Source organism: Kribbella catacumbae DSM 19601, from assembly GCF_000372465.1.
Classification (GTDB): domain Bacteria; phylum Actinomycetota; class Actinomycetes; order Propionibacteriales; family Kribbellaceae; genus Kribbella; species Kribbella catacumbae.
Genome location: NZ_AQUZ01000001.1, coordinates 85,368 through 110,568, shown reverse-complemented (window position 1 = coordinate 110,568; position 25,201 = coordinate 85,368). Strand labels below are relative to the sequence as shown.

General features: G+C 68.8%; 21 protein-coding genes. 17 read left to right on the top strand and 4 right to left on the bottom strand.

Features of this window, described 5'->3' with window-relative positions:
* Positions 1 to 459, top strand: coding sequence for a Fe-S cluster assembly sulfur transfer protein SufU (gene sufU / locus A3ES_RS0100510; RefSeq protein ID WP_020384807.1), 459 nt, complete (start codon positions 1 to 3; stop codon positions 457 to 459).
* A 22-nt stretch (positions 460 to 481) separates the two neighbouring features.
* Complete coding sequence (locus A3ES_RS0100505) at positions 482 to 838, top strand: metal-sulfur cluster assembly factor (RefSeq protein ID WP_202806413.1); 357 nt, start codon at positions 482 to 484, stop codon at positions 836 to 838.
* Positions 839 to 1,202: 364 nt separating this feature from the next.
* On the opposite strand, the gene A3ES_RS50865 is transcribed toward A3ES_RS0100505, so the two are convergent.
* Complete coding sequence (locus A3ES_RS50865; protein WP_085955527.1) at positions 1,203 to 3,353, bottom strand: HNH endonuclease signature motif containing protein; 2,151 nt, start codon at positions 3,351 to 3,353, stop codon at positions 1,203 to 1,205.
* 90 nt (positions 3,354 to 3,443) lie between these two features.
* On the opposite strand from A3ES_RS50865, the gene A3ES_RS0100495 reads away from it, so the two are divergent.
* Positions 3,444 to 4,079, top strand: a complete 636-nt coding sequence (locus tag A3ES_RS0100495) for an acVLRF1 family peptidyl-tRNA hydrolase (RefSeq protein ID WP_040453713.1) — start codon at positions 3,444 to 3,446, stop codon at positions 4,077 to 4,079.
* Here A3ES_RS0100495 and A3ES_RS0100490 read toward each other — a convergent pair.
* The 3 genes from A3ES_RS0100490 to A3ES_RS0100480 are packed head-to-tail and all read right to left on the bottom strand — an operon-like array spanning position 4,061 to position 12,375.
* Positions 4,061 to 4,621 (bottom strand): hypothetical protein, encoded by a 561-nt coding sequence (locus tag A3ES_RS0100490; protein WP_020384804.1) that lies wholly within the window; start codon positions 4,619 to 4,621, stop codon positions 4,061 to 4,063. The two genes, A3ES_RS0100495 and A3ES_RS0100490, sit on opposite strands and share 19 nt — an antisense overlap.
* A gap of 3 nt (positions 4,622 to 4,624) precedes the next feature.
* A complete protein-coding gene (locus A3ES_RS0100485) occupies positions 4,625 to 5,185 on the bottom strand; it encodes a hypothetical protein (protein WP_237744823.1) in 561 nt (186 codons plus the stop codon).
* Between the two features lie 8 nt (positions 5,186 to 5,193).
* The gene (locus tag A3ES_RS0100480; protein ID WP_020384802.1) at positions 5,194 to 12,375 is read right to left on the bottom strand and encodes a hypothetical protein; all 7,182 of its coding nucleotides are present in this window, start codon (positions 12,373 to 12,375) and stop codon (positions 5,194 to 5,196) included.
* A 293-nt stretch (positions 12,376 to 12,668) separates the two neighbouring features.
* Here A3ES_RS0100480 and A3ES_RS0100475 point away from each other — a divergent pair, with 293 nt between their 5' ends.
* The 14 genes from A3ES_RS0100475 to A3ES_RS0100410 all read left to right on the top strand — a co-directional run bounded on the left by A3ES_RS0100475 (position 12,669) and on the right by A3ES_RS0100410 (position 25,169).
* A complete protein-coding gene (locus A3ES_RS0100475) occupies positions 12,669 to 12,881 on the top strand; it encodes a hypothetical protein (protein WP_020384801.1) in 213 nt (70 codons plus the stop codon).
* 208 nt (positions 12,882 to 13,089) lie between these two features.
* A complete protein-coding gene (locus A3ES_RS0100470; protein ID WP_157630241.1) occupies positions 13,090 to 13,623 on the top strand; it encodes a hypothetical protein in 534 nt (177 codons plus the stop codon).
* Positions 13,624 to 13,674: 51 nt separating this feature from the next.
* Positions 13,675 to 14,406 carry a hypothetical protein gene (locus A3ES_RS0100465; protein WP_020384799.1) on the top strand — a complete coding sequence of 244 codons (732 nt, stop codon included), beginning with the start codon at positions 13,675 to 13,677 and terminating at the stop codon, positions 14,404 to 14,406.
* The gene (locus tag A3ES_RS0100460; protein WP_020384798.1) at positions 14,406 to 15,221 is read left to right on the top strand and encodes a CpaE/TadZ family protein; all 816 of its coding nucleotides are present in this window, start codon (positions 14,406 to 14,408) and stop codon (positions 15,219 to 15,221) included. The genes A3ES_RS0100465 and A3ES_RS0100460 overlap by 1 nt, the downstream gene beginning before the upstream one ends.
* Positions 15,218 to 16,528 (top strand): TadA family conjugal transfer-associated ATPase, encoded by a 1,311-nt coding sequence (locus tag A3ES_RS0100455; protein ID WP_020384797.1) that lies wholly within the window; start codon positions 15,218 to 15,220, stop codon positions 16,526 to 16,528. The genes A3ES_RS0100460 and A3ES_RS0100455 overlap by 4 nt, the downstream gene beginning before the upstream one ends.
* The gene (locus A3ES_RS0100450) at positions 16,528 to 17,433 is read left to right on the top strand and encodes a type II secretion system F family protein (RefSeq protein ID WP_020384796.1); all 906 of its coding nucleotides are present in this window, start codon (positions 16,528 to 16,530) and stop codon (positions 17,431 to 17,433) included. Before A3ES_RS0100455 ends, A3ES_RS0100450 begins: the two co-directional genes overlap by 1 nt.
* On the top strand, positions 17,430 to 18,350 hold the full coding sequence (locus A3ES_RS0100445) for a type II secretion system F family protein (RefSeq protein WP_020384795.1): 921 nt from the start codon (positions 17,430 to 17,432) through the stop codon (positions 18,348 to 18,350). Before A3ES_RS0100450 ends, A3ES_RS0100445 begins: the two co-directional genes overlap by 4 nt.
* A 115-nt stretch (positions 18,351 to 18,465) precedes the next feature.
* The gene (locus tag A3ES_RS0100440; RefSeq protein WP_020384794.1) at positions 18,466 to 18,693 is read left to right on the top strand and encodes a hypothetical protein; all 228 of its coding nucleotides are present in this window, start codon (positions 18,466 to 18,468) and stop codon (positions 18,691 to 18,693) included.
* A gap of 4 nt (positions 18,694 to 18,697) precedes the next feature.
* A complete protein-coding gene (locus tag A3ES_RS0100435; protein ID WP_020384793.1) occupies positions 18,698 to 19,111 on the top strand; it encodes a TadE/TadG family type IV pilus assembly protein in 414 nt (137 codons plus the stop codon).
* A 7-nt stretch (positions 19,112 to 19,118) separates the two neighbouring features.
* Positions 19,119 to 19,598 carry a TadE/TadG family type IV pilus assembly protein gene (locus tag A3ES_RS45740; RefSeq protein WP_083933102.1) on the top strand — a complete coding sequence of 160 codons (480 nt, stop codon included), beginning with the start codon at positions 19,119 to 19,121 and terminating at the stop codon, positions 19,596 to 19,598.
* Positions 19,582 to 20,397: a TadE/TadG family type IV pilus assembly protein gene (locus tag A3ES_RS0100425; protein WP_020384791.1), complete on the top strand. Its 816-nt coding sequence runs from the start codon at positions 19,582 to 19,584 to the stop codon at positions 20,395 to 20,397. The genes A3ES_RS45740 and A3ES_RS0100425 overlap by 17 nt, the downstream gene beginning before the upstream one ends.
* Positions 20,398 to 20,425: 28 nt before the next feature.
* On the top strand, positions 20,426 to 21,076 hold the full coding sequence (locus A3ES_RS0100420; RefSeq protein ID WP_040453710.1) for a hypothetical protein: 651 nt from the start codon (positions 20,426 to 20,428) through the stop codon (positions 21,074 to 21,076).
* Between the two features lie 105 nt (positions 21,077 to 21,181).
* Positions 21,182 to 22,132 (top strand): hypothetical protein, encoded by a 951-nt coding sequence (locus tag A3ES_RS0100415; RefSeq protein WP_020384789.1) that lies wholly within the window; start codon positions 21,182 to 21,184, stop codon positions 22,130 to 22,132.
* A gap of 13 nt (positions 22,133 to 22,145) precedes the next feature.
* Positions 22,146 to 25,169, top strand: a complete 3,024-nt coding sequence (locus A3ES_RS0100410; RefSeq protein ID WP_020384788.1) for an AfsR/SARP family transcriptional regulator — start codon at positions 22,146 to 22,148, stop codon at positions 25,167 to 25,169.
* Positions 25,170 to 25,201: the final 32 nt, after the last annotated feature.

Here is a 25,201-nt window from a genome sequence, read left to right as displayed (position 1 = left end):
ATGCAGCTGGATTCGCTGTACCAGGAGATCATCCTGGATCACTACCGCAGCCCGCACCACGCGGGGCTGGCGGACCCGTACGACGTGGAAGTGCATCACGTGAACCCGTCCTGCGGGGACGAGGTCACACTGCGCGTCGAGCTCGACGGTGACACGGTGACGGGCCTGACGCACCACAGCGTCGGGTGCTCGATCAGCCAGGCGGCCACCTCGGTGATGAGTGACCTGGTGATCGGCAAGCCGGTTGCCGAGGGCATGGCGACGTACGAGAAGTTCCTGGAACTCATGCAGGGCCGCGGGAATGTGGAACCGGACGAAGAGGTTCTGGAAGACGGCGTCGCCTTCGCGGGTGTCGCGCAGTTCCCGGCCCGGGTGAAGTGCGCACTGCTGGGCTGGTCGGCTTGGCGTGACGCCACCGCCCAAGCGCTAGCCAAGAAAGAAGGAGCCAGCAATGTCTGACCAGACCGACGAGAAGATCGAGCTGCCCGAGGTCGACCTCGAAGCCGCAAACAAGCCGGCTGGTACGACCGTCGTCGCCGTCGAGGACGTGACCGAGGCGCTCAAGGACGTCGTCGACCCCGAACTCGGCATCAACGTGGTCGACCTGGGCCTGATCTACGGCGTGACCGTGGACGACAGCAACACCGCGATCATCGACATGACGCTGACGTCGGCGGCCTGCCCGCTGACCGACGTGATCGAGGACCAGACCCGGATGTCCCTGGACGGCCTGGTCAACGACTTCCGGATCAACTGGGTCTGGATGCCGCCGTGGGGCCCGGAGAAGATCACCGACGACGGCCGCGACCAATTGCGAGCCCTGGGCTTCAACGTCTGAGCGACACCGTACTGCGCTAGCCCGGGTCAGGTGGCCCGGGCTTTCGCATGCCCGGTACCGCGTACGCCGCCCACGCGCCTACCGCGCTCCCTCCTGCGTCACTTCCGCAGATGATTCTTGAGAGTGAGTCGCGCAGAACGAAGACCTGGTACTTCGAGTGGCTGGACCGTAACGACTTCCAAGCCCTAGTCGCGTGCCCTTTCCAACATCGCTGACACCTCAGGTCCGCTGTACTGCGACAGCAGTTAGAGCACACCGCGCAGTCGTCCACCAGGCGATCCCGAGCAGGGCCATCCGAGCAGGCCACCCTCGACCATCCGGGAGCCAGTCGCTCAGGGATGGCGAGCGGCGGCTACGTGGCACCTCAGGTCAGGTCAGGTGGCTCCGGCTGCGGATCGTCTGCTGATGACTGAGGTGGTCGGGTGAGCTTGGGTGGAGGGGGATCGTCGGGTGGTGCTTGTGGATGGTGGGTGGGGTTGTTGGGGTAGTGGCGGCCGGTGGGGCTGGTCCAGGTGTGGGTGCCGTCGGGGTTGGGGTGGATGTGCCAGCCGCCTTCGTGCTTGAGGCGGTGGTGGTGGCGGCACAGGCACCAGAGGTTGGCCGCGGTGGTTCGTCCGCCGGCGGTGAATGCGGTCCGGTGGTCGAGGTCGGTGAATTCCGCGGGCCGGTTGCAGCCGGGGAACTGGCAGGTGCGATCTCGCAGCCGGACATACCTGTCCAGTGCGGCTGATGGTGCGTATCTGTCGGGGTCGCTGGTGGGTGGTTGGTCGGTGATCTGAAGCTCGATTCGTGAACCACCGCCGCCGCCACCGCCACCGCCGCCGCCACCGCCGTCGCCTCCGCCGGCCGGACTTCCGCCTCGTCGGCCTCCGTCATCTCCATCGCCCGTGCCGCCACCTCGGCTGGTGTGACCGGTTGGGGTGGTCTGGGTGCGGGGGCGGTGGGTTGCTGGGCCGGGGCGGGGGCTGTTGGGGGTGGTGGGGAGGTTTGGCAGGAGGGTTTGTGTGAGGGCTTTGATGAGGTATCGGCGCAGTGTGGTCTGGGGGATGGGTCCGTGGTGGTCGGCTTCTCCGCCGGTTGCTGGTTCGCCGTTGATGAGGGCGCGGATCTCGTCGCCGGTGGCGTGGATGACCACGGTGGCCTCTGCCCCGCCTGCGGCGTCGTCGATCTCGTCGATGACGTCGAGATCGGGCGAGGACTCAGGATCGGCGGTGCCGCTGTCGTAGCCGCCGTGACCGTTTCCATGATCGCCGTCGTGACCATCGACATAGCTGTCGTAGCAGTGACCGCAGCTGCAGCCGTTGTGACCGTCGCCGCCGTAGCCGTAGCTATGGTCGCCGTCGGAATCGCTGCCGTCGTAGCCGGCGTGACCGCCGCCGTAGCCGTCGGGATCCTGGCCGCCGAGCGCATCGTCGTAGCCATCGTTGCCGTGACCGTAGCTGCCGTGACCGCCGTGGCTGTCGTCGTGGTGGTGCGTGCAGGGGCCGGAGTGGCTGGGGTCGCTGGACGGGCGGCTGCCGTTTTGCTGGTCTTCGCCGACCGGCTGTTGGTGGCTGACCGGTTCGTCGCTGACCGGTTCGTGACTGGCCGGTTCGTCGCCGATCGGCTCCTCGTGGGCTGGGTTGGTGGATTTGGTGCGCGGGAGGAGGCGGGCCAGGGCGATGTCTGCGCGGAGTTGGTCCATGGTGCGGGGGTCGCCTTGGCGGCGGCGGTGGGCGGCGGCGCGGGACAGGCTGGTCATGACGGCGGCGGCTTCGGTGGCGTCTTGGTTGTGGACGAGGTCGGCTCGGCCGCGGTCGTCGGGGTGCATCCGGACGGAGCGTTCGTCGTGGGCGCGTTGGTAGGCCTTGTCGGTGGCGGCGGGGGATCGGCGGGCGGTTTCGCGGTGGCATTCCTTCTTGAGGTCGGTCAAGGGATGGGTGCGGGCCCAGTCCAAGATGGCGGCCTCAGCGGCACGGAGTTCGTCGAGATCGTCCAACACGGACAGTTCGGTGACGATCGTGAACGCGGCCCGTTCGGTCAGCAGCCCGTCGCTCAAGGCGGCCAGCGTGGCCGGGAAGTTGTGGACCAGTTCGCAGGAGTTGTGGATCCGGGTGGTGGCATGGCCGCGGTGCACGTTGAGGATCAGGGCGATCTCGTCGGAGATGGAGCGTAGGTCGCCGGCGATCCAGCGGCGTTCGCCGGGGGTGGCGTCGCGGTCGCCGGGGTGGGGGTAGCGGTGACCGAGGTCGGCGGAGACGCCGTGCAGGGAGTCGTCGAACCCGGCGACGGTCTCGGCTTCCAGGGCGGCGAGGCGGGCTTTGATCCGGGTGATCGCGTCGAGCCGGTCCACCCAGCCGTCATCGGTCAGCTGGGTGGTGTCTTGGAGGACGACGGCCTCGTACAGCAGGGTGCCGCGGCCGGGGTCGTCGGCCACGTCGAGGCGCAGCAGGCTCTGCAAGCGTGGACGCCCGGCGGTCGGCGGCACCGGGCGCGGTGGCCCGTCTGCCGGTCGACTGCCAGGATGTCTGCTCATGAATCGATCGTATGTTCGAATACTCTCCGAAGCAAATCGGCCACGCGACGCGACCAAGGCCTGGCTTTCGCATGGGTTAGCGTCGGCGTCGTGACTCGTATCGTTTCCGTCGGCCCAGAACGCCTCGAACGCTGGCTAGCCGGCTTCACTGAGCGCCACGGCGTCACGGAGTACGACGTGACACCAACTCACCTGAGCGCCAAAGCCGACGACGGCTCGCGCGCCGATATCGACGTACCGTTCGGGCCGCTGGAAGATCTGAGTCCAGCCGGTCTCGTCGCGCATGTGCTCAAAGACCGCCGGCTCGGCCTGCTGCTGGTACGCCGTGGCGGCTATGGCGCGGGCGTATTCGAGGGCACCAAACTCGTTAGCTCCAAGGTCGGCTCCCGCCACGTGCAGGGGACCACCAAGGCCGGCGGCTGGTCGCAGCAACGATTCGCCCGGCGACGGGACAACCAGGCCCGCGAGGCGTTCGCAGCAGCCACCGAGGTCGCAGTACGGATCCTCACGCCAGCCAAGCTCGACGTGCTGATCTGCGGGGGAGACCGCAAGGCGATCGACACAGTGCTAGAAGACCCGCGTTTGAAAGCACTCCGCCCGCTGGTCCGGCCACCCTTTCTAGGCGTGGCCGATCCCAGGCAGAAAGTCCTCGAGCAAGCCGGTATCGACGCCCGCGCGATCCGGATCGAACTAACCGACCCGCCAGCTCAAGCAGACGGTCCGTAGAGCGCGCGGAAGTCGTCAAGCGTGCCGCGGTAATACTCAAGGTCGTCGACCAGCTTCGACCGGGTCACCAACTCCGGGCTCCGTGCGACTGCCTGGCGGCCGAGCTCGGACCAGACACCTTCGGCCGGCACCTGCTCTGCGCCCTCCGGCAGGAACTTCAGTGCCTCGCCGACCGCGTCCGCGGCGAACTCCCAGTTGAGTTCGACACTGCCGCGATCCTGATCCGGGCCGCCGGTGTAGGCCATGTCGGCCTCCAGCGCCCGGCGCGCGTACGTCGCCGCCACCAGTGCCCACTGGGCCGCGTCGATGAGCTGGGAGAGCCCGAGGCCGAAGCGCGAGCCGATCGTGCGGGCTGCGTCTTCCGACGCGTACGGCACCGCGATCTCGCCGGCCGTCGTGGTCACCGTCCAGGCGTCCTCGCCCTCGGCGAGGTTCGGGCCTGGCTCGATCGGCGCGGGCGCCGTCGCCGGTGCGGTCTCGTCGGCCGCGGTCATCACGCTCACGTAGACCTGCGCTTCGGCGAGGGTCCTTGCGGTCAGCATCGGTTATTTCGCTCCTGTTTCTCGGACGAGTTCGTGGTACGCGTCGCGCACCACCAGCAGGCGGTCCAACCGGAACCTACCCGGCTCCGCCTCGAAAACACGGCGGCCGTCCGGTGTCCAGAACTCGTCCGCCGGTACTGCGTCCTGGCCCGGCGGCACGAACTTGATGACCTCCTCGACCGCGGCCCGCGCGATGGACAGCGCCGGCCCGGCCTCCACGGGATCCACGGGCACGTTGCCGGCGACCTGGTCGGCTATCGCCAGCCACTGACCGGCATCGAGCAACTCCGACGGCTCGGCCCCGCCGAACGTCGGCCACGACCCCGCTGGAGTCTCCCGGGCCGGCAGCCCGAACAAATACTCCCGCTCGGCTCCGCACCCAGGACAAACGGCGGCGTAACTGATGGTCAACGAGCCGTCGACCTCGATCAGGGCGTGCTCCCAAGGTGCCTCGGCCGAACCGCAGTCCGGGCAGGGCTGCAGCTCGAGGTACAGGTGAGCCTCGTCCCTCGTGCGTGCGACCGCGAACGCCATGCCGTCCCTCTCGTCGTGTCGGACCATCATGCCCGCAGTCACGAGCCGGCGATGGACGGGCCGTGACCTGACGCCGTGATCGTCCGGCCGGCCGCCCCGCCGACTTGTCGCCGAGCGCTCTGATCCGGTTTGGTGGCCAGCTGCCGGGCGGTCGTCGAATGGTCGAGGCCCTTCAGCATCGAGATCGGTACGCCGCTGCGTCCGAGCTCCTCGGCCACCTTGCCGTTGAACGACTCCGACCTGGCCGTGGTGTTGTAGAGCTCGCGCAGGTCGATGCGTCCCTCGCACATCAGGGCGATCTGCGGATGCAGGGTGGCGAACGCCTCGGCATAGCCGCTGCCGTCGCCCACCTCGGTCAGCGATCCGTTCGGGAAGGCCTGGTAGGTCCGCTCCACCCCGCTGGCCTCCTGCATGGCCAGAGTCACCGTTTGCTTGCTGGCGACAGCCTGCCTCAGCGCCTTCAGCATCGGCCGATAGGGCTGGTGCACATCGTTGCCCTTGTCATCTTTCCCGTACTCCGTCGCCCGCTCCGGCTTGCCCAGCTCGGCCGGGGCCGCCGCGAGCAATGGGTCGGCCGTAGTACCGGTCTCGAGTTGCCGCAACCCGTCCAGGTACTTGTGCGTCAGCATCTTGAGCGAATAGACGGCCTTGGCGGTCTCGGGCAGTTGCTCCGAGTGCTTGGTCTTCGGCAGGCCGCGGCCGGTGTTGGCGATCTCATGAACCGTGACGTTGTAGACCATCGGCGTCTCGACGACGGCGAGAGGGCCGTTGCTGAAGGCGCTCGTCTCCATCCGGGTGGCGTGCGAGTCGGAGGTCTGCACCTTGACGTTCTCACCGATCGAGGCGCCGATGTTGACGATGCCACCGCTCGCGCCGCCGGAGCCCGTGACCGGAGCCAGCTGGTTCCCCGTCGTGCTGACTCCGTTGCTCTCCTCCGAACGCGAAACGCTGCCGTCCTGCTGGCCGTCGAGAACTTCCTTCAGGTCCCAGCCCACCGGCCTGGCCTTGATGACGACGACGAACGCGGTGTTCCCGTTGCCGCGGCCGGCCATCGGCGTCAGTTCGAGTCCCCGGCTGCTGGTCAGGTGCTTGATGTTGGCGCCGAGGGCGGTCGGCGAGAGCTGGCCTTCCAGCGCGACGTCGTACTCGCGCATCGCCGCGTCGCCCATGTCCTTGTGGCCGGCCAGGTAGGCCCTGATCTGCTGGTGAAGCTGGTCAACCTGCGGGTCGTCTTTCTCGCCGTACGGCAGCATCGCCTCGGCGGTGACCCCGGCAGGCATCTGGAACTGGCGATGATCGGGCTGCGGTTCCTCGACCTCTGTTCCCGGAGCGTTCTGCGCCGCGGCGTTCGCGGGCAGAGGTGTGAGCAGCTTCCGCGGCACCATCAACGTCATCTGGCCGCGAACCTGTTCGGGAGTCGCATGGGTCGTCTGTCCGGCCGGCAGCGTTTGGTTGAGCCGCCAGCGCGCACCGGCCACCGCGGCGGCGCCGGCGTTGTGGACCCGGGACACCTGAATGTCGAAGACCACCTCGCGCTGGACCTCCGCCAGCTCGAAGTGCCCGGTCCGGTCCAGAGTGGTGTTCGTGGTGCCACGCCTGGCCGAGACGACGCGCGTGCGGTTGACCCCGACGCCGGCGGACGCGGTGGTGTCGCCGGCGCCCTTCAGCTCAACGCCTGCCGAGTACGTCGTACTGTGCGTGACCGACTCACCCTGCCCCTGGTAGCTGTAGTTCTGCTTGAGACCGATCGCGGACACCTCGCCGAGGTCCGGTGTCCCGTCGACCATGACCGGACCGGCGTACCGGGCGGTGTCCCGGATCACGATCAGATCGGGGTTCGGCTGGCCGGGGATCGGGACCTCGATCTCGGCGACGAAGCCGCGGACGCCGAACATGTCGCCCAGGTGTCCGTGCCAGCCGTCGGTGCCGAGGTCAGTGGCCAGCGCGGATCGCAGCATCGGGTCCGACGCCAGCAGGCCGGGTGCCAGCTGCTCGACCTGCCGCAGGGCCGGAGTCAGGTGATCCACCTGTTCGCCCGGTCGTCCGATCGGGCTGATGTCCTCGATCTGTGCGGACGCCAGCCCGTTGTTGTACTGCCTGGGCAGAGCCATCGCACGCTGCTGGGCAGCCTCTTGGTCGACCGTGGTGAGCGTCTCGTCGAACCGCTGCGCGGCGGTCGGTGCCGTCGACTCGGCGGTCTTGGCATGCGCGATGACCTTCTCGGTCAAGCGCTCCTCGGTGTGCTCGGCCGCAAGACCGGTGGCAGCGCCGGCCTCCTGCTTGTACCGGCGGATGAAGGCGCTGGCGTCCCGGGGGCTGATCTTGAGCTGGCCGTTCAGATAACGCTCGGCCGCGTCGGAGACGACCTCCAGCGGCAGGTCGAGCTCACGTCGCCCGTACATCCGCAGAGTCCGTCGCTCGGGCGTCGTCGTCTGCACCTTGGCGTCTTGCAGCGGCACGCTCTGGACCACCGTGCCGCTGGCGTCGACGACGTCGGCGACCATCTTGTACCGGTCCACGAACTGGTGATGCGTGCCGACGTTGATCAGCAGGCCCTCTTCGCCCGCGGTCTGACTGTTGGTGGTCGACTGCGACCTACCGCCGGTGCGGCCGAGGGTGCCGCCGGCCGAGAGCGAGGAACCGTCGGCCTCGACCGGACCACCGCCGCCGTCGAGACCGCCTCCACCCGAAGCCGAACGGCCGGCGGTGAAGCTGGTGTCCTTCATGGTCAGGTTGATGTCGCCGGTGTTCTGCTCGGTGGTTGCGACAAAGGTCCGGTCGACGGCCTCGCCACGGACCACCACGCTGAACCGCTGCGGCAGCAGCGCACCCTGCTGGATCGCATCGATCGGGTTGCCGGCGGGCGGGACGATCGTCATCGGGAGCCGGTACTCCCCGTTCATCCACTCCTTGTGCGCGACCAGGCTGTCCGGCCCGAGCATCGAGTGCAGTTCGAGGTAGGTGTTGGAGCCCAGCTCGATCGCATCCACTGCAGACGTGATCCGGTCGACCGGGTTGCCGGCGTCGACGTGCACCGGCATCGACTGCTTCACCGCGACCGCGCTCGGTGCCTTGCGCTGGGCGGCGTGCACCGGCGCGGCGGCCCGCGACAACGCACTGTCGACGAGGATCTGGGCGCTGCCCTTCTCGTTGGCGATCGGAGCGGAGTCGCCGTTCGGGGTGACCTCGGTGACGACGATCCGGTGGCCGGTGCGCAGCTTGTCCACCGGGCCGGTGCTCTCGGTCAGCGAGACCCGATTGACCCGGCGGCCAGCCGACCAGTTGAAGCTCCGGCCGATCGCGTTCCGGCTGAGCTTGAAGCCGAGCCGGCCGGCCAAACCGCGGACGCCTTCGGCCGGGCCGTTGCTGACGCCGGCTCCGGCCGACAGTGGAGCGCCCTTCGACCGCCCACCCGACCGGCCGCTGGCGTCGGAGGCGATCCCGAGCCGCACCACGTTGTCCGTCGTACTCGTGCCTTCGCCGGTGACGTCGCCGAAGTCCTGCCGGATCGCGATCCGGAAGGTGCGGAGCTTCGGCGCATGCCCGGTCTGCTGGTCGACCAGAACCATCGGGATGCCGCTCTGCGCGGCCTGGTTGTAGCCGGCCTCGAGACGTTCGGCCGCGATGTGCTGGATCACCCGGTCGTAGTTGATCAACTGCCCGGCACGCTGCCTCCGGTCGGACGGAAGTTTGCCGAAGTCAGGCTGGAGGATGCCGAGACCCTTGCGCAGCCGGTGACCGGCTTCGTCCAGCGGCGGGACCAGACCCTTGCCGCTGAGGTCCCGCAGCGTGCGGTTCAGTGCCGCACGATCGCCGGTGAGGTTCTGCACGAGGGCCTGGCCGGAGCCACGCATCTGCTCTTCTTCCGGCCCGATCGTGGCCGGCAGCGTCTGTACTCCGGTCGGCGGCTCGGGATCGCCCCGCAGCAACGCCCGGTCGTACTGGTCCAGGCGAACCGTTTTGTCGGGGTTACGCAGTACGGCCTTCGCGTCGACCCGCGCGCCGGCCCGGAGCAGGTCGTTCTCCGGGACGCGAAGCCTGGCGTCGCAGAAGTCCGTCACGACGACGGGCTGGGCGTCGGGGTCGTTGAGCTTGCGCAGGGTGGCCCTGATCCCGAGACCGACCACCACACCCTGGGTCGGGCCCTGGCTGCGGTGCACCACCGGGGTGATGGAGGTCGCGCTGACGTTCAGCCCACCTTGCCGCGAGACGTTGCGGCCGGCCGAGCCACGCGGCGAGACGTCCATTGACGTCGAGCCGATGTCGCTCAAGGCGGTCGGACTCGGCATGTAGCCCGGCACGGGCTGCCCGTCGACCGCCTTGCCCGGGTAGGCCACACCGACCGAGGCGGAAGCCGAGGTGCTGAAGCTCTGGCTGGCGTTGACGCCTGCGAAGTCGACCTCGACCTCCTCCTGCCACAGGTCCGGGCTGGACTCGCCGCTGAGCTTCGCGGTACTCCAGATCGGCTCGACCTCGAGCTGCATGTGGTACTGCGCCTCGCCGGCGCTGACGATCTGACGGCCGTACCCACCCGGCTTGCTGGTCTGCCGCAGCAGCCGCGACATGTCCTCGGTGAGCAGGCCGTTGATCTGGCCGTAGGCGACCTTGTCGATCGCACCGAAGCGTTCGCGGCCGCCCGCGACGAGCCGGTCGCGGATGGAGGTCATGCCGTCAATGTCGGTGACGGTGTGGCGGGGGAAGGCCGGGTCGATCTCGTCCGCGCGGCCGAGATCCGCCAGCGTGACGGTCTCGGCCGCGGGCTTCACGGTGTAGGCGGCCGACACCCAGGTCAGTTGCGGGCCGGCGTCGAAGGTCTCGGCCGGCGACCACGGATCGGTCGCGGACGCGCGTACCTCGATCTCCCAGGTGCCGTTCCAGCCCACCTGCAGCGACTCGCCCCGGTTGTCGTCGACCGCGCCCTGCTTGTCGTGCGAGCTGGAACCACTCGATTCGCTCTGCGCGCGGCCGGAGGACGCATCGACGCGCAGACCGGCGACCTGGGACAGCGAGTGGACCGTGCCCCCGGGCGGCGCCATCGCCATCAGCGGCTGGAGGTCCAGCCCGAAGTTGAAGTTGGTGGAATGCGCCGCGGTGGTCGAGACACTCTGACCGCCGTCGCCGATGGTGCCCGACATCTGCTCGGCGAGGTCGTAGTCCAGGTCGAGATTCTCGCGGACGTCGTGCGGCCGCAGCTTGAGCCGGACCTGCGCCAGCTTCGTGACATCGGAGTTCGGGCTGCCACCGACCGTGAACTCCATCCCCGCAGGGGACAGCAGCCGCCGGTACGCCGCCTCTGGCAGCGGCAGCGGACCAGTGCTGTCGGCGAGTTGCGCCGAGATGCCGCGCGCGGCCAGCACCTGGTCGATCTGGGCGACAGGAGTTTCGAGTGGCCCGCCAGCCGGTACGCCGGTATTCAGTACGTCCTTCACCGGCAGGGCCTGGTCGGTCGCGACCTGGTAGGCGTCGGTCTTCTCAGCGGCGTCCCGGGCCAGGGTGGCGATCGCGGTCTGCGGCCGGTTCGGATCCGCGATGACGGCGTCGAGCTCGGTCAGCAGGTCCTGCTGACCGGCCAAGGCCTGACCGGCAGCGACCGCCGCCTTCCGGTAGCCCTCGGAGATCTCGGCATGGCGATGGGCTTTCCGGGTGGCGCCCGAGGCCTCGACTTCGAGCACACGAGCCCGTTCGGGCGCGCCCTTGTCCTTGAAGGACAGTTCGGCGTCTGCCTTCAACGAGAGTTCCTCCGCCTGCTTGAGTGCCGCGGCGGAGCTCACGGACTTCGCAGCGGCTAGCCGTTCGAGTCCCTGAACCTCCGACTGCAGGTCGGCAACCTCGTCCACAACCTGCAGCCGCAGAGCAGGCGGCGTGTACGGCGCGACCTCGGCCGCCTCTGTCCGTACTGCGATCGCCGCGGCCGTCCCGGCGGCTGCCGCTCCGGGGACATGAATGGCGTCAGCAGCCCAGGGGAGTGCCGGCGCCGTACCGCCCTTCTTCTGGATCGAAGTCGCGAGAGCCTCGACGTCGCGCTCCAGCTCCGCGACGCTCTGCGGGCCGGTCGGCCGCCCGTACGCCGCCGTCTGCGCCCTCGCCCGATGCCAGGAGCTGGTGAGGAACTGGTACGACGCGTAGTCGGCGTTCAGGCTGCGATCGCGCTTCTCGTGGCCGAGGAGTGACCGCAGCCGGCCCCTGATCCCGGTCGGCCGCCCGGCGTTGGCCGCGTCGAGCTGCTGACTCACCTGGTTGAGCTGGTGCACCCAGACCTGGGCCAGCTGGTCGTCGGCCAGCCGCGGCGAGAACCGTACGACGTGGGGGTCGTTCTCTGTGCCGGAGTGCAGCTGCCCTTCGGCCGCCGTACCGCGGCTGGTCGGCAGGATCTCCACTCGCACGTGTTGCGGCGCATTGCTCGCGGCGGTCTCGATCACGGCCAGCTGCGCCTGGGGGTTGATCGTCGGCTTGCTGGTGATCGTGCCGCCCAGTTCAGCGCGGTCGAGTTGCTGCAGGGCTGCGAGAGCAGTGGTCTCGTTCAGGTCGGGATCGAGGACCGGTCGGCCGCCGATCCCCGTGACGAGTCCGGACCCGCGCACCTGAGGCGTCGCGGTCCGTGCGTTGTTCACTCGCCGGTGTCTCGCGCCGACCTGAGATCGATGCCGCCCGGTCCGCGGCTGAGGCGCCCCGACCGGCAGCGCAGTACCGGGTGATGTGCTGCTGGGTGCTGCCTGGTTGGCGAGTAGATGCGCGTCGCGGCGGATCTGGCGTGCGGTCGACACCAGGTGCGTCGGCCTGGCTGTGCGGGATTCGTCAGGCAGGGTCGCCAATCGTGCGGCTGCCGCCTCGGACCGCGGGGCGGCGCTCTCCAGGACGCTCCGCAGCATGGCATCGGCCTCGACACGGTGAGCCTGCTGGAGACCTGGGACGTGCAGCAGCCGATCCAACGCGGCGGTCGCGCCGTCGGCCGGATCGAGCCCACGGTTCCGGGCGACCTCAGCGCCGACCAAGGCGACCGACTCGGCCAGCAGCCGCTCATCGCTCGCGCGGTCCGCCGCACGACGGCTGAGCCGCTCGTCGAGTGTGTTGACCACCTGAGCGGGCAGAACCTCCTGGGCGTCCAGCCGGAAGCTGCCGTCGCGCAGCCGTACGCCGGCCGGGGCGACGACGCCGAAAGCGGTGCCGAGAGCCTCACGTGCACGGGCCACGGCCAGGTCGCCCTGTGCTGGAGTGCTCATCCGGTGGTCTCCTTCGGCCAGTCCGCGCTGTCACCTTCGATCTTGACGCCTTAGGGGAGCAAGATGCCAAGAATGTGACGGCAAAGTAACTTCTTGACCACGCCGCGGCAACCATCGGAAGGTCACAATCGGTGATCAACGCTCGGCGGGCGGAAAGAAACCGACGGTGAACGTAGCCCGGTGGTAACTCCCTCCGAACGCGGCGCGGCGAGGCTGGCCGACGGATCGATGCCTCACCGCGGGAAGCACTGGAGGACAGGTTCGCGCGGGCCGTCACCGAGGACCTCGGCGGTTTGCGCAAGCGGCACAGCTTCCGGGCCGTCCGCAAGCTCAACAAGGTGCTCAAGACGCTGACAACGAACCCGAAGATGACCCACTCGGGCGGCGAGGTCCGGCTGGGCGCGCCGCACGACAACATCGACGTCGCCTCCGACCGCGACCTGTCCGCGCTGAACGAGCTCGCCCGGAGCGGTGGGCCGCGGTGGACAGCTCGCGGCAGTCGTTGAAGGGCAGGGGAATTCTTCGCCAATCCGAGGAGTCCGAGCGCCTGAGGTTCGCGGATCCTGGCATGCTCAGGTGGGTGCAGACTCATGTCGGTCAGTCGGCGGCGCATCTCGGTGTTGCCATGCCCACCGTCGCCCTCGGTAGCCCATCGACGGGTGCCCGGCCGGGTGCAGCCCGGCGTACGGTCGGTCCGGGGCAGGCGGTGACCAGGTGACTGTGCTGACGCCCTCCACCTGGACGGTGCCCGAGGCCCGGAGTCTCACTGCTCAACTGCGGCAGGTAGCCACTGACGGCGACGCCTACGACGGCATCGAGCTGTTCACCGCGCTTTGCGACTATCTGGATCAGCTGTACGGCGGCGCCGGCTTCGACCGGTTGCTGTCCGAGCCGGGGCGGCTTGAGCTCGGTGGACTCATCCATCGGGCCCGGGGGAGAGCCCGGACGGGATCGGTGCTGCTCGACGACAACGGCGTACCGGTGGATCTTTCGACTGCCGACGCCGATCCGGTCTACGACACGCTGGTGCGGCTGGACCAGCCGGTCAACGCTGCCGTGACGCTCGCCCAGGGCCGCAAGCTCGCCGCCGACCTTGCTGCTGCTGACGACTGGCAGGGCGAGCTCGGCCGCGCGCTGCAGGGGCTTTTCACCTATCTAGACCACTTGTACGGCGGCCCCGGCGCCTTCACCGAGTTGCTCAGTCCCGATGAGCGTGAGCAAGTCGCTCAGCGAGCACCGAAGAGGTAACGGCCATGCCTTTCGGTCCAGTTGGTACCTAGCGACCATTACGGTAGGCGCGTGAGTTTCTCGTCGTCCACGCGTCCCTCGGCCTCCGGCGCCCGCGGTTCAGGCAAGGCACCGGTCAGTGGCTCGAACCGTCTCCCCGCCAGCCGCGAACGCCGGCCCGCACTCGCCGCGCTGGCGGTGATCCTGATCCTGCTCGGCGCCGCCGGGTCCGCCTTGATCGCGTTGCGCAGCGGCGATCGGACGGACTACGTCGCGATCAACCCGGCCTCCATCGCGCCTGGGCACAAGATCGTCAAAGAGGATCTGGCCAGAGGCGATCTGGCCGGCAAGACCGGCGCGATGATCCCGTGGGCCGACCGGGACAAGGTGCTCAACAAGTACACGACCGGCTGGCTGTTCCGCGGCCAGTACCTCACCCTGGCGAACGTCACCGCCGAACCCATCCCGGCCGGCGGTGCCCTGGTCGGTGTCACCCTCGAAGCCGGCCGGGCTCCGTCAATGCTGCTGCAGGGCGGTGACATCCTCCAGGTGGTCCAGGTGCCGGCCGTCAACCAGGCCGGTGGCGCATCCTCCATCCTGGTCGCCGCCGCCAAGGTGATGGACGTCTCGGGTGGGATCAGTGACGCGAAGACGAACGCGAACAGCACGCTGAACCTCACCATCCTGGTGCCGACCTCGAAGTCCACCGCCGTCGCGGCCGCGGCCGCGGCCAAGACGCTGGTGGTCGTCAAGTTGTCGGAGAGCACTCCTCCTGACGTACCGCCGGCCGGCGGAGCCGGCTGATGGCACTGGTCGCATTGGCGAGCGCCAAGGGCTCGCCCGGGGTGACGACGACCGGCCTGGTACTTGGCGCGCTCTGGCCGCGGCAGGTGCTGCTGGCCGAGTGCGACCCCGCAGGCAGCGACGTCGCGATCCGGATGACGGCGCCCGGTGGTCAGCCGCTGAACTCCGACCGCGGGCTGGTCAGCCTCGCTGCGGCCGGCCGCAAGGGCCTGGACGACGACGTGATCCTGGCCCACAGCCAGCAGCTCGACGGCGGACTCGACGTGATGGTCGGCGTCCGGTCGCCCGAGCAGATCGGCGGCATGGGCGGGCTCTGGCATCCGCTCGGCCTCACCTTCAACCAGATGTTCAGCGCCGACGTGATCGCGGACTGCGGCCGGATCGGCCCGGCGTCGCCGCAGCTGCCCATCATCCAGGCGGCCCGGCTAGTCGTCCTCGTCTGTACCGCGACAGGCTCGTCGGTCGCGCACCTGCGGGAGCGGCTGTCGTCGCTCGTGCACCACGTCGACGCGAAGATCGGCGTCCTCGTGGTCGCCGACCCGAAAAAGCGCGACGGCGTGAAGCAGGTCTGGTCCGTGCTCGACGCGATGTCCGTGCGGGTCGAGCACCGCTGGCACCTCGCCTACGACCCGGCCGGTGCCGCGTTCTTCGACGGCCGCGGCCAGGGCCGCCTGAACCGCACGCCGTTGATCCGCACGGCCAGCGACATCGCGGCCGAGATGGCGTCCGTGGTCGCGATGCCGACCCAGCACGACTTCGACATGGCCCAGGCCGCCTTCCCCGACGGTGCTGACGGCGCCCGGGAGGGGAGATGATCACGGACCAGGACCTCGTCCGTAAGCTCCGCGTCCAGGTCGCCGAGCGGCTGAACGAACAGCGCCGGCGCGACCAGGCGAACGGCGTACCGCCGATGAGCGCGGAGGACGAGCGGGAGTATGCCCGGTCCCTCATCGTTCAGGTGCTCGAGGACCACGCCCGGTACGAGCTGGCTGAAGGGCGCACGCCGCCCACGCCGGAGGACGACGCCCAGATCGCCGGCGCGATCCACTCGGCGCTGTTCGGCGTCGGGCGGCTGCAGCCGCTGATCGACGACCCCGACGTCGAGAACATCGACATCAACGGGTGCGACCAGGTCTTCATCCAGTACGGCGACGGTCGCGAGGAGCGTCCGGGGCCGGTGGCCGACAACGACGAAGAGCTGGTGGAGCTGATCCAGGTGCTCGCGGCGCACGCCGGACTGACGAGCCGCCCGTTCGACTCGGCCAACCCCCAGCTCGACCTACGGCTGCCCGATGGCTCGCGGTTGTCGGCCGTGATGGGTGTGACGTCGCGTCCGTCCGTCTCGATCCGGCGGTCCCGGCTCGGCAAGGTGTTCCTCCAGGATCTGGTTGCCAATGGCACCATGTCGGCCGACATCGCGTCGTTCCTGCGGGCGGCGGTCGCGGCTCGCAAGAACGTGATGATCGCGGGCGCGACAAACTCCGGCAAGACGACGCTGCTGCGCGCGCTGGCCAACGAGATCCAGCCGCACGAGCGGCTGATCACGGTCGAGCGCTCGCTCGAGCTCGGGCTGGGGGAGTTCAAGGACCTGCACCCGAACGTGGTCGCGTTCGAGGAGCGGCTGCCGAACTCCGAGGGTGTCGGCCAGGTCAGCATGGCCGACCTGGTCCGCCGCTCGCTGCGGATGAACCCCAGCCGGGTGATCGTCGGTGAGGTGCTCGGCGACGAGATCGTCACGATGCTGAACGCGATGAGCCAGGGCAACGACGGTTCGCTGTCGACGATCCACTCGAACAGCTCGATGGAGGTGTTCAACCGGATCAGCACCTACGCGATCCAGGCGTCCGAGCGGTTGCCGATGGAGGCCACCCAGATGCTGATCTCGGGAGCGCTCGACTTCGTCGTGTTCGTCCGCAAGCACAACGACTACCAGCACGGCGGCACCCTCAGCCGGTACATCGAGAGCATCCGCGAGGTGACCGGCTGGGACGGCCGGGTGCTGTCCGGCGAGGTCTTCGCGCCGGGTCCGGACGGCCGGGCCGCGGCACACGCGCCGATCGCGTGCATGGACGAGCTCGAACACTACGGCTACCAGCCGCTGGTCCACGGGCGGTGGGCTTGATGAGCAACGACACACTGTTGGCACTGCTTTGCGGTGCGGTGGTCGGTGGCTCGTTGATGCTGCTGTTCGTAGCGATCCGCGGTACCAGGCCACGCGAGGCGACCCCGTCGTTGTTCAAGCGGGGCGGCAGCGTTGAGGGCCGCAAGCAACTGATCCGGCTCGGTACCGGCCTCGGGGTCGGCATGGTCGTTCTCGTCGTGACCCGCTGGCTGGTGCTGGCGGCCGCTCTCGGGCTGCTCGCCGCGCTGGCCGATCGCTTCTTCGGTGGTACGGGTGAAGAGCGGCGCGCGATCGAGCGGCTGGAAGCCCTGGCCACCTGGACCGAGGCGCTACGAGACACCATTGCCGGCGCGGTCGGTCTGGAGCAGGCCATCCCGGCCACCGCGATCAACGCGGCGCCCGCGATCAAGCCTGGCCTGAACCTGCTGGTCGACCGGCTCCGGATCCGCGAACCGTTGCCCTCGGCACTGATGCGGTTCGCCGACGACCTGGACGACCCGTCCGCCGACCTGATCGTCGCGGCCCTGGTGCTGAACGCCCGGCTCCGCGGTCCCGGTCTGCGCGAAGTGCTGAGCGCGCTCGCCGACTCGGCCCGCGAGGAGCTCGACGTACGCCGCAAGGTCGCCGCCGAGCGCCGGTCCACCCGGCGCAGCGTCCAGGTGGTGGTGGCGATCACGCTGCTGGTGGCCGCCGCGCTGATCCTGTTCAACCCGACCTACGTCTCGCCGTACACCAGTTTCGTCGGCCAGTTCGTGCTGTTCATCGTGATCGCCCTGTACGCCGTCGGCCTGGTCTGGCTGCGCAAGCTGGCGAAGATCGAAGTACCGGACCGGTTCCTGATCCGCAGTGACGACCGTCGGGCGGCTCGTAGTGGCGACGAGCGGATGGAGGTGGTGGGCGGATGACCGCGGCATTCATCACGGGTGGTCTGGTCGGCTTCGGTGTCTATGTGCTGATCCGGCTGCTGATCCGGCCACGCGCCAACGTGCTCTCGACGATCGCGCGGATCGACGCCGGCCGGTCGGGGTACGTCAGCGCGGCGACCGCGAGTGCGGCGGGGGAGCGGGTGCTCGGCGGCGTGGACCGCGCTCGCGAGACGCTCGGCCAGCGGCTGGAGGCCGAGGCCAACGCGCGCGGCTGGACCTTCGGGCGGTTGCGCCGCGACCTCGCGGTGATGAACCAGCCGTTCGCGGCGATGCTCGCCACCAAGGTGTTCTTCGCGCTGGGCGCGCTGGTCTTCATCCCGGTCGTGATGTTCCTGTTCTCGCAGCTGGGCTTCAGCGCACCGGGGGCGACCCCGGCGATCGTCACGCTCGGCGCGATGGCGTTCGCGTTCTTCCTGCCTGACCTGGCACTGCGCCAGGAGGCCGAGGCACGGCGACGTGATTTCCGGCACGTGGTGGGCAGCTTCCTGGACCTGGTCGCGATGAACCTGGCCGGCGGCCGTGGGCTGCCGGAGGCGCTGATGACGGCGTCCACGATCGGCGACCACTGGGCGATGGCCAGAATCCGTCAGGCGCTGGCGAACGCTCGGCTGATCGGCATCACGCCGTGGGACGCGATGGCCCGGCTGGGCGAGGATCTCGGCGTAGAGGAACTGCGAGACCTCGCCTCGGCGCTGGCGCTGGCCGGTGACGAGGGCGCGAAGATCCGCGCCTCGCTGCTGGCCCGGGCGGCGTCGCTGCGGCGCAAGGAGCTCGCGGACGTCGAAGGCAAGGCGGGTGAACGGTCGCAGTCGATGCTCGTCGCGCAGCTGGTGATGTGCGCGGCGTTCATGTTGTTCCTGGGTTACCCTGCCGGCGCCGCGATCCTCGGTAGTTAGCGATGATCGCGTCGGGGAACAGGGATCCGTCACGCATTTCTGTCCGTCGTACAGGGCATACTGAGCCTCGATCGGGCTCAGGAGTGGAAGTAACGAGTTTCGGAGGGCAAACCGGATGAACGTGGAAACGCAGTTCGTGCGCGCGATGGTCGGCTACGCGCTGGCGCGGGCCCACACCCAGCGGACCCGTGGCCGGGCCGCTCGTCGCAGCCGCAGTGAGCTCGGTGCGTCGGCGCTCGAATGGGCCATCATCTCGGCGATCCTGGTCGCCGCGGCGCTGGCGATCGGTCTGGTGGTCCGGGGCGTGATCGACAAGCGCACGGGCGAGATCCAGAACGGCTGAGGTCTTGTCGCGGCGCCGGTCGGAGCGAGGAGCGTCCTCGCTCGAGCTGGCCATCCTCGCGCCGTCGATCCTGGCGCTGATCTTCATCTCGATCCAGACCGCACTGTGGCTGTACGGCCGGTCGGTCGCGCTGAACGCGGCACAGGAAGGAGTCTCCCGCCTGAGACTCGTCCAGCCGCCGTTGTACACCAGCGCGATCGGCGAGAAGGTCCGCACCGACATCGAGGCGTACGCCCAGCAGCTAGGCGGCAACACCCTGGGCGACGCCCAGGTGGCGCCACCGGCGTACAACAACCCCGAAGGCATGGTGTCCTTCACCGTCACCGGCGAGACCATCTCCCTGGTCCCCGGCCTCAAACTGACCGTTAGCCGAACCGCCACCGGCCCAATAGAACAATTCGAAGCCGACGACAAATGAGTGAGGCATGACCACCCTGGGGAAGCGTCACCCACGCCCACACCGCGGCGGGCTGCGGCGTGCGCGGGGTGACGAGCGCGGGACTTTGGCTTTGGAGATGGTGATTCTGGCGCCTCTCCTGCTGATCTTGTTCATGTTCTTGCTTGCCTGCGGCAGGTACTTCCAGACGTCTTCTCTGCTAGAGAACGCAGCGAGAGACGGCGCCCGCTCAGCCAGCCAGACCCGCTCGCTCGCCGACGCCCAGGGACAGGTCGACGCCGCCGTCAGCCGCACGATGGATCAAGCGGTGAAGTCTTGCAAAGACAGCGCCGGCGGCAGCATCACGACCGCGTTCGCGGCCGGTTCACCACTGTCCGTCGAGGTGACCTGCACGATCAACTACCGCGACCTCGGCCTGCTCGGCATCGGGGGCGACACCACGATCACCAAGCGGTTCAGCTCATCCGTCGACCCCTACCGAGGTGTCCGTGATGGCAACCAGCCCTGACCGCGGCGCGGCCGGCACCGACGCGCCCGCCCGCCGTACGACGCCGTGGACCCGGCTCACCGCGTTCCTCCGAATCGATGCCCCCGGCAACCACCGCGGCGCGCTCAGCCCGGCGGTCGCGATCCTCGCCGTGATGATCTTCACCCTGGCCGGCCTCGTCATCGACGGCGGCCGCCAGCTCGGCGCGAAGTCCCGCGCCGTCGGCTACGCCCAGGAGGCCGCCCGCGTCGGCGCCGCCACCATCCAGCTGAACACGTCCGAAGCCAAGATCGACACGGCAAAGGCCGGTACCGCGGTCGCCGCCTTCTGCGCCCAGGTCTCGCAGAACGACAAGGCCGTCCAGCAATGCGGGACGACCGAACTCACCGACGAAGGCCTCAAGGTCCAGGTTGTCATCGGGAACAAAACGACCTTCCTCGGCATGGTCGGCATCGGCCATCTCGACGCCACCGGCACCGGCGAGGCCCACGCCGAACAAGGCGTCAAAAAGGCCGACGACAGCCCCAAGATCCCCCCGATCGTGGTCAGCACCCCAGGCGACGGTCCGGGCAACGTGACGATCACCGACACCGCAGTACCGCCGACTCTCGATCTGCCCTGCCCGACCTGGACGATCGGCTCGCCGACCCCGACCTGGACGCTGTCCTTCCCGTTCCCGCCCACCTGCACCCCGAGCGTCACTCCGACGCCGGAGTCGCCGACGCCTACTTCGCCTTCGCCTTCACCTACTCCGTCCGGGGGTGGCGGCGCGCCCCTCGGAGTACCGGAGAACTCGCAGCCCCCGGGAGCCAACCGATGAATCCGTCGACCTTCGAGGAGTCCCCGTCGTGCGACGTCTAGGCGTCCCAGCCGCCCTGCTGGCCGCAACTTTGCTGTTGACCGCCTGCAGCGGAAATCAGACGGATGGCGGCATGCCCGTTCCGGTCGAGGGCGACGATCCCAGCAGCACCATCACGCTCTCCGGTACGCCGACCCCGCTGCCCTCGTCGGCGCCGACCTCCAAGCCGTCCGCTTCGGCGACCACGGCAGTTCCGCCGGCGAATGCGCAAGTTGTCGTCGTCCCAGGGAACTTCGCCGACAATCCCGCCGTCCAAGGCCTCGTGAAGAGCTACCCGGTGTACTTCAGCGCACTGGTTGCCCGGGACTCGGACATCATCAAGAGCAACTTCCCGGCGTACTTCTACGCGGATACTTCGGAAGGCATCGACGAGGCCAAGCGCAACGGCTGGGTGATGAAGCCGCCGGGCAGCGTTGTGGTGACCGGGATCTCCACCGAGCCGATGGGCATCGTCCGGGTGAAGCTTTGCCGGTCGCAGACCACCCAGTTCTGGGATCCGAAGGGAAAGCGGTGGACCGTGGCGGCGCCGAAGGGCGCCCCGCAGGTGCTCGACATGCTCCTGACAGGCCTCGGCTGGCTGCCTTACCGCGTCGGTCCGTCGGCAGGCGTCAATTGCGCAAAGGTGCACTTTCCGGCCTAGATCGGAACGGAATCGTTGACGGAACTACGTGACGGGACACATTTCAACGGGCATGATGCCCCTGGTCGAAGATAACCTGCGAGTAGACGAGACTCTGGAGTGAGGATGCGCAACCGAGTGAGCCGAGGGCTGATCGGCCTGACCACCGTGCTCGCCCTTCTGCTGACCTACCCCACGTCAACCGCCTCCGCGGACACGATCCACGGTGGGGACCGCGTCTGCAGCATGTACGTCAACTCGGTCGGATTCGGCGCCTACTGCAGTTCCGGAGAAGCGCACTGGGGCGGGGCCGTCCAGACCTGGAAGCAGAAGCTCGGCAACAACGTCTTCATTCCATGCCGCGACTTCGACATCCCCGCGGGCATCCAATTGCCCGCCCCTCCCGCAGGCAAAGAATGGGTGCTGCGGGTAACGATCGAGGACTACGACCTCAACAGCGCCAACGGTGGCAAGAATGTCCATCTGGAACGGATGATCGTGCCGGTGGGAGAAGACGAAAGGGGTCAGTGCCCTACCCGGGGGTACATGGACGTCTTCTGGGCGCCGTTCCACAGCACCTATCCGGATCCGGCTCTCCAGGTGAAGCCGACCTACACCCCGCGGGTGAACATACCGGCCTACTTCTCGCTGACCCGCGACAGTTCGTTCATCTTGAAGAACAAGAAGCCTGGCACGCCGGGCACAGATGGCGAGCCGAACAGCGCCTTCTACGACCCCACGCACAACCTCACGATGCGTGGGCTGGTGGGCTCGATGACTGTCGATCCAGGGGACGGAACCCCGCCGTTCGAGTGTCCGATGGGGACCGGCCGGCTGGACGAGGACTATGACGGCTATGACGAGGCCAGCGACCCGTTCACTCAGATGAGCACTTGCAAGCACATTTACAAGAAGTCGAGTGCCAGTCAGCCCGATGGCATGTACACGGTCAAGCTCACTCTGAGGTGGGACGTGACGTACTGGACCGGTCAGCCTAACTGGAAGCCGGTCGGCTCGGCGCTGGTCCACGCGGTACAGCGCCTGCCTGTGCAGGAAGTTCAGGCTATCGGTGGGTAAGGGAGGGGCGACGATGGTGAAGACGGGTGCGCCGGTGCAGAACGCGCGGCTGCCGCAGCGGTCCGGCGGTGGGGCCGCCGACCGGCTGAAGGGCCTGGTGTCGCTGGTCGCGATCCTTGCGATCGTCGGCGGCGTGCCGTACGTGCTGCTGCAGTTCTTCGGCACCCCCTGGCCGAACCAGATGCCGAACCGGGACGTGCTGTTCAGTGAGCTGAGCGCCGAAACGATCATCGGCATCATCGCCTTCTTCATCTGGCTTGCCTGGTTGCACTTCGTCATCTGCCTGATCGCCGAAGCCGTCTCGGAGATCCGCGGCCACGGACTGTCGCCACGGATCCCGCTCGGCGGCGGTTCGCAGACGCTGGCCCGCCGCCTGGTCTCCGGTGTCGTGCTGATCGCCGGCGCCGCCAGCGTCACGCTGCCGGTCGCCAGCGCGGTGACCGCATCCTCGGTCAACACCCCGACGTCGGTGAGTGTTGCCCAGGGCAACGACAACAGTAGCCGCGACACGTTCCGGCAGACCGAGCCGCGCAGCTCGGTGCAGATCGGCGCGCCGGCGGTGAAGCACACCCACACCGGCGTACGGACGAACAACGACCACTCCGGTCAGGTCGTGAAGTTCACCGAGGTCCGGCCGCCGCAGGGTCGCAACTACGACTGCCTGTGGGACATCGCCGAGCGCTACCTCGGCGAGGGGCGGCGCTACAAGGAGATCTACGACCTCAACAAGAACAAGCTGCAGCCCGACGGCCGCCGGCTGACGAACCCGGACCTGATCCTGCCGGGCTGGCAGGTGCGCCTGCCCGCTGACGCCAAGGGCCCGGGCGTGCACACCGTGCTGGTCAACGTGGATCACCAGCCCACCAGCAAGACCACGTCGAACACCAAGCCGACCACCGCCAAGCCGATCGCTAAGCCCGCCGAGAAGCCGACCGCCAAGATCAACCCGGCGAGCGAATCGCGCACGGCCGAGCAGGGTCCCAATGCTGTGGGCAGCCGTTGGTTCGAGCAGCAGGAAGCCGAGCAGGGCTCGTCGGTCGAAATCGGCAGCGCTGTGAAGGATCCGACCGCCAGGACCGCGAAGCCGGGCATCGACGCCACCTCACCGCACGAGCCCGGCAAGACGGGCGCCGAGCCGGGCGATCCGGTCGCGGGTGGTACCAAGGTCGAGAACGAGGCTCCGGCTCCGGTCGCCGAGGGCGGCTTCGACGCCGCGGAGGCCGGTATCTACGGCTTCGGCGCCACCTTGCTCGCCGCCGGTCTCGCACTCGCGCTGAAGCGCCGTCGCGGCTGGGCCCAGGGCCCTGGCCCCAAGGCGGCAGGCCATCGGCAGACCGAGGTCGGCCTGCGCCTCGCGTCCGACGTACCGACTGCTCAGTTCGTCGACAACGCGCTGCGCTCGCTGGGTGCCGCGATGACCGACGCCAACCGTCAGCTGCCGTCCGTGGTCGCCGCGCTGGTGACCGATCGCGCGCTGACGCTGGTGCTGCAGCCTGGATCGACTCAGGCGCCGCCGCCGGCGCCGTGGCAGGTCATTGCCGAGGGCACCCGCTGGGTACTGCGTCGCGCCTACGCGCCGGAAGGCGAGGTCGACGCGCCAGCGCCGTACCCGACGCTCGTCACGCTGGGCCGCAACGCCGACGGTGCGACCGTGCTGGTCGACATCGACACGGCGGACGGCATCGTCAGCTTCGGTGGCATCACGAACGCCTCCCGCGACGTCGTCGGTTCGCTGGCGGCCGAGCTGGCCACGAACCTCTGGTCCGAAGGCGCGCATGTCAGCATGGTCGGCTTCGGTGACGACCTGTCCGTGCTTGCGCCTAGCCGGCTGAGCTACTGGGTGAGCCTGGACGACGCGTTGCGCGAGGTCACGCGGCGTACCGACGCTCAGGCGCAGGCCTGTGGCCGGCGGGATGCCGACTCGGTCGCCGACGCGCGGATGGCCCACCCGGACCCGATGCTGTGGGGCGCGGAGATCATCTTCGTTTCCGCGCCGCCGTCGCCCGAGGAGGAGGAGCGGCTCGCGCGCCTCGCCAGGGACCCGAAGCGCTGCGTCGCGGTGGTTGTCGTCGGCGACGTGATGAGCTCGCCGTGGCGGTTTGTCGTGGACGAGAAGAACCAGGCGGTCTGCCGGCTGCTCGGACTCGAGGTCGATGCCCACAGCATCAATCCTTCGCAGTTCGCGGATCTCGTCGCGCTGTTCGGCGTGGCCGAGGCCGAGGCGTTGGACAAGCGTCGCGCGGAGCAGGACATGCCCGCGTACGAGTTCTCCACGTCGGATCTCAGCCGGCCGGCGCCGGTCGAGGTCGATCTGCTCGGCCCGGTCGAGGTGGACGCTCGTGGCGCGATCGACCCCGGCCGCGTCTCGCTGTCGACGGAGATCGTGGCGTTCCTGGCCAGCCAGGACTACGGCGTACACCCGAACGTGCTGGCCGGGGCGATCTGGCCCCGCGGCATCAGCGACGAGCTGCGCAACGCGGCGCTGGAGCACACCCGCAACTGGGTCGGCATGGACGCCATGTACGCCGACGAGTCCGGCCGGTGGCTGCTGAACCGCAGCATCGTCCGGGTCGACTGGGACGTCTTCCGCACGCTGGCCAAGCAGTCGTCGATGATGGACGACCCGCGCGGCCCGCTGTCGACGGCGCTGAGCCTGGTACACGGCCAGTCGTGGTCCAACCTGCCCGCAGGCCGCTACTCGTGGCTCGCGGCGTCCGGCATCGAGCGCAAGATGGCCGAAGCGGTCGTCGACGCCTCCCTCCGCCTCGCAGAAGCCAGTCTCCGCCACAGCGACGGCAACCTGGCCCGTACGGCCCTCCAGACCGGCCTGAGCTTCTCACCGGCCTCCGAGGACCTCTGGCGAGCCACGCTGCGCCTGGCAGCCCACTTCGGTACGTCGAACGACATCACCAACGTGGCCAGCCAGATGTACACCGCCCTCGCCAAGCACGGCGGCCCCCGCGGCCCCGAGTCGGAAACCGACGCCCTGGTCGACGAACTCCTCCCGGGCTACCACCGCCCAGCCGCAGTCGCGTAATACAGAATCAAGCGAAGAACCCGCCTCACGCA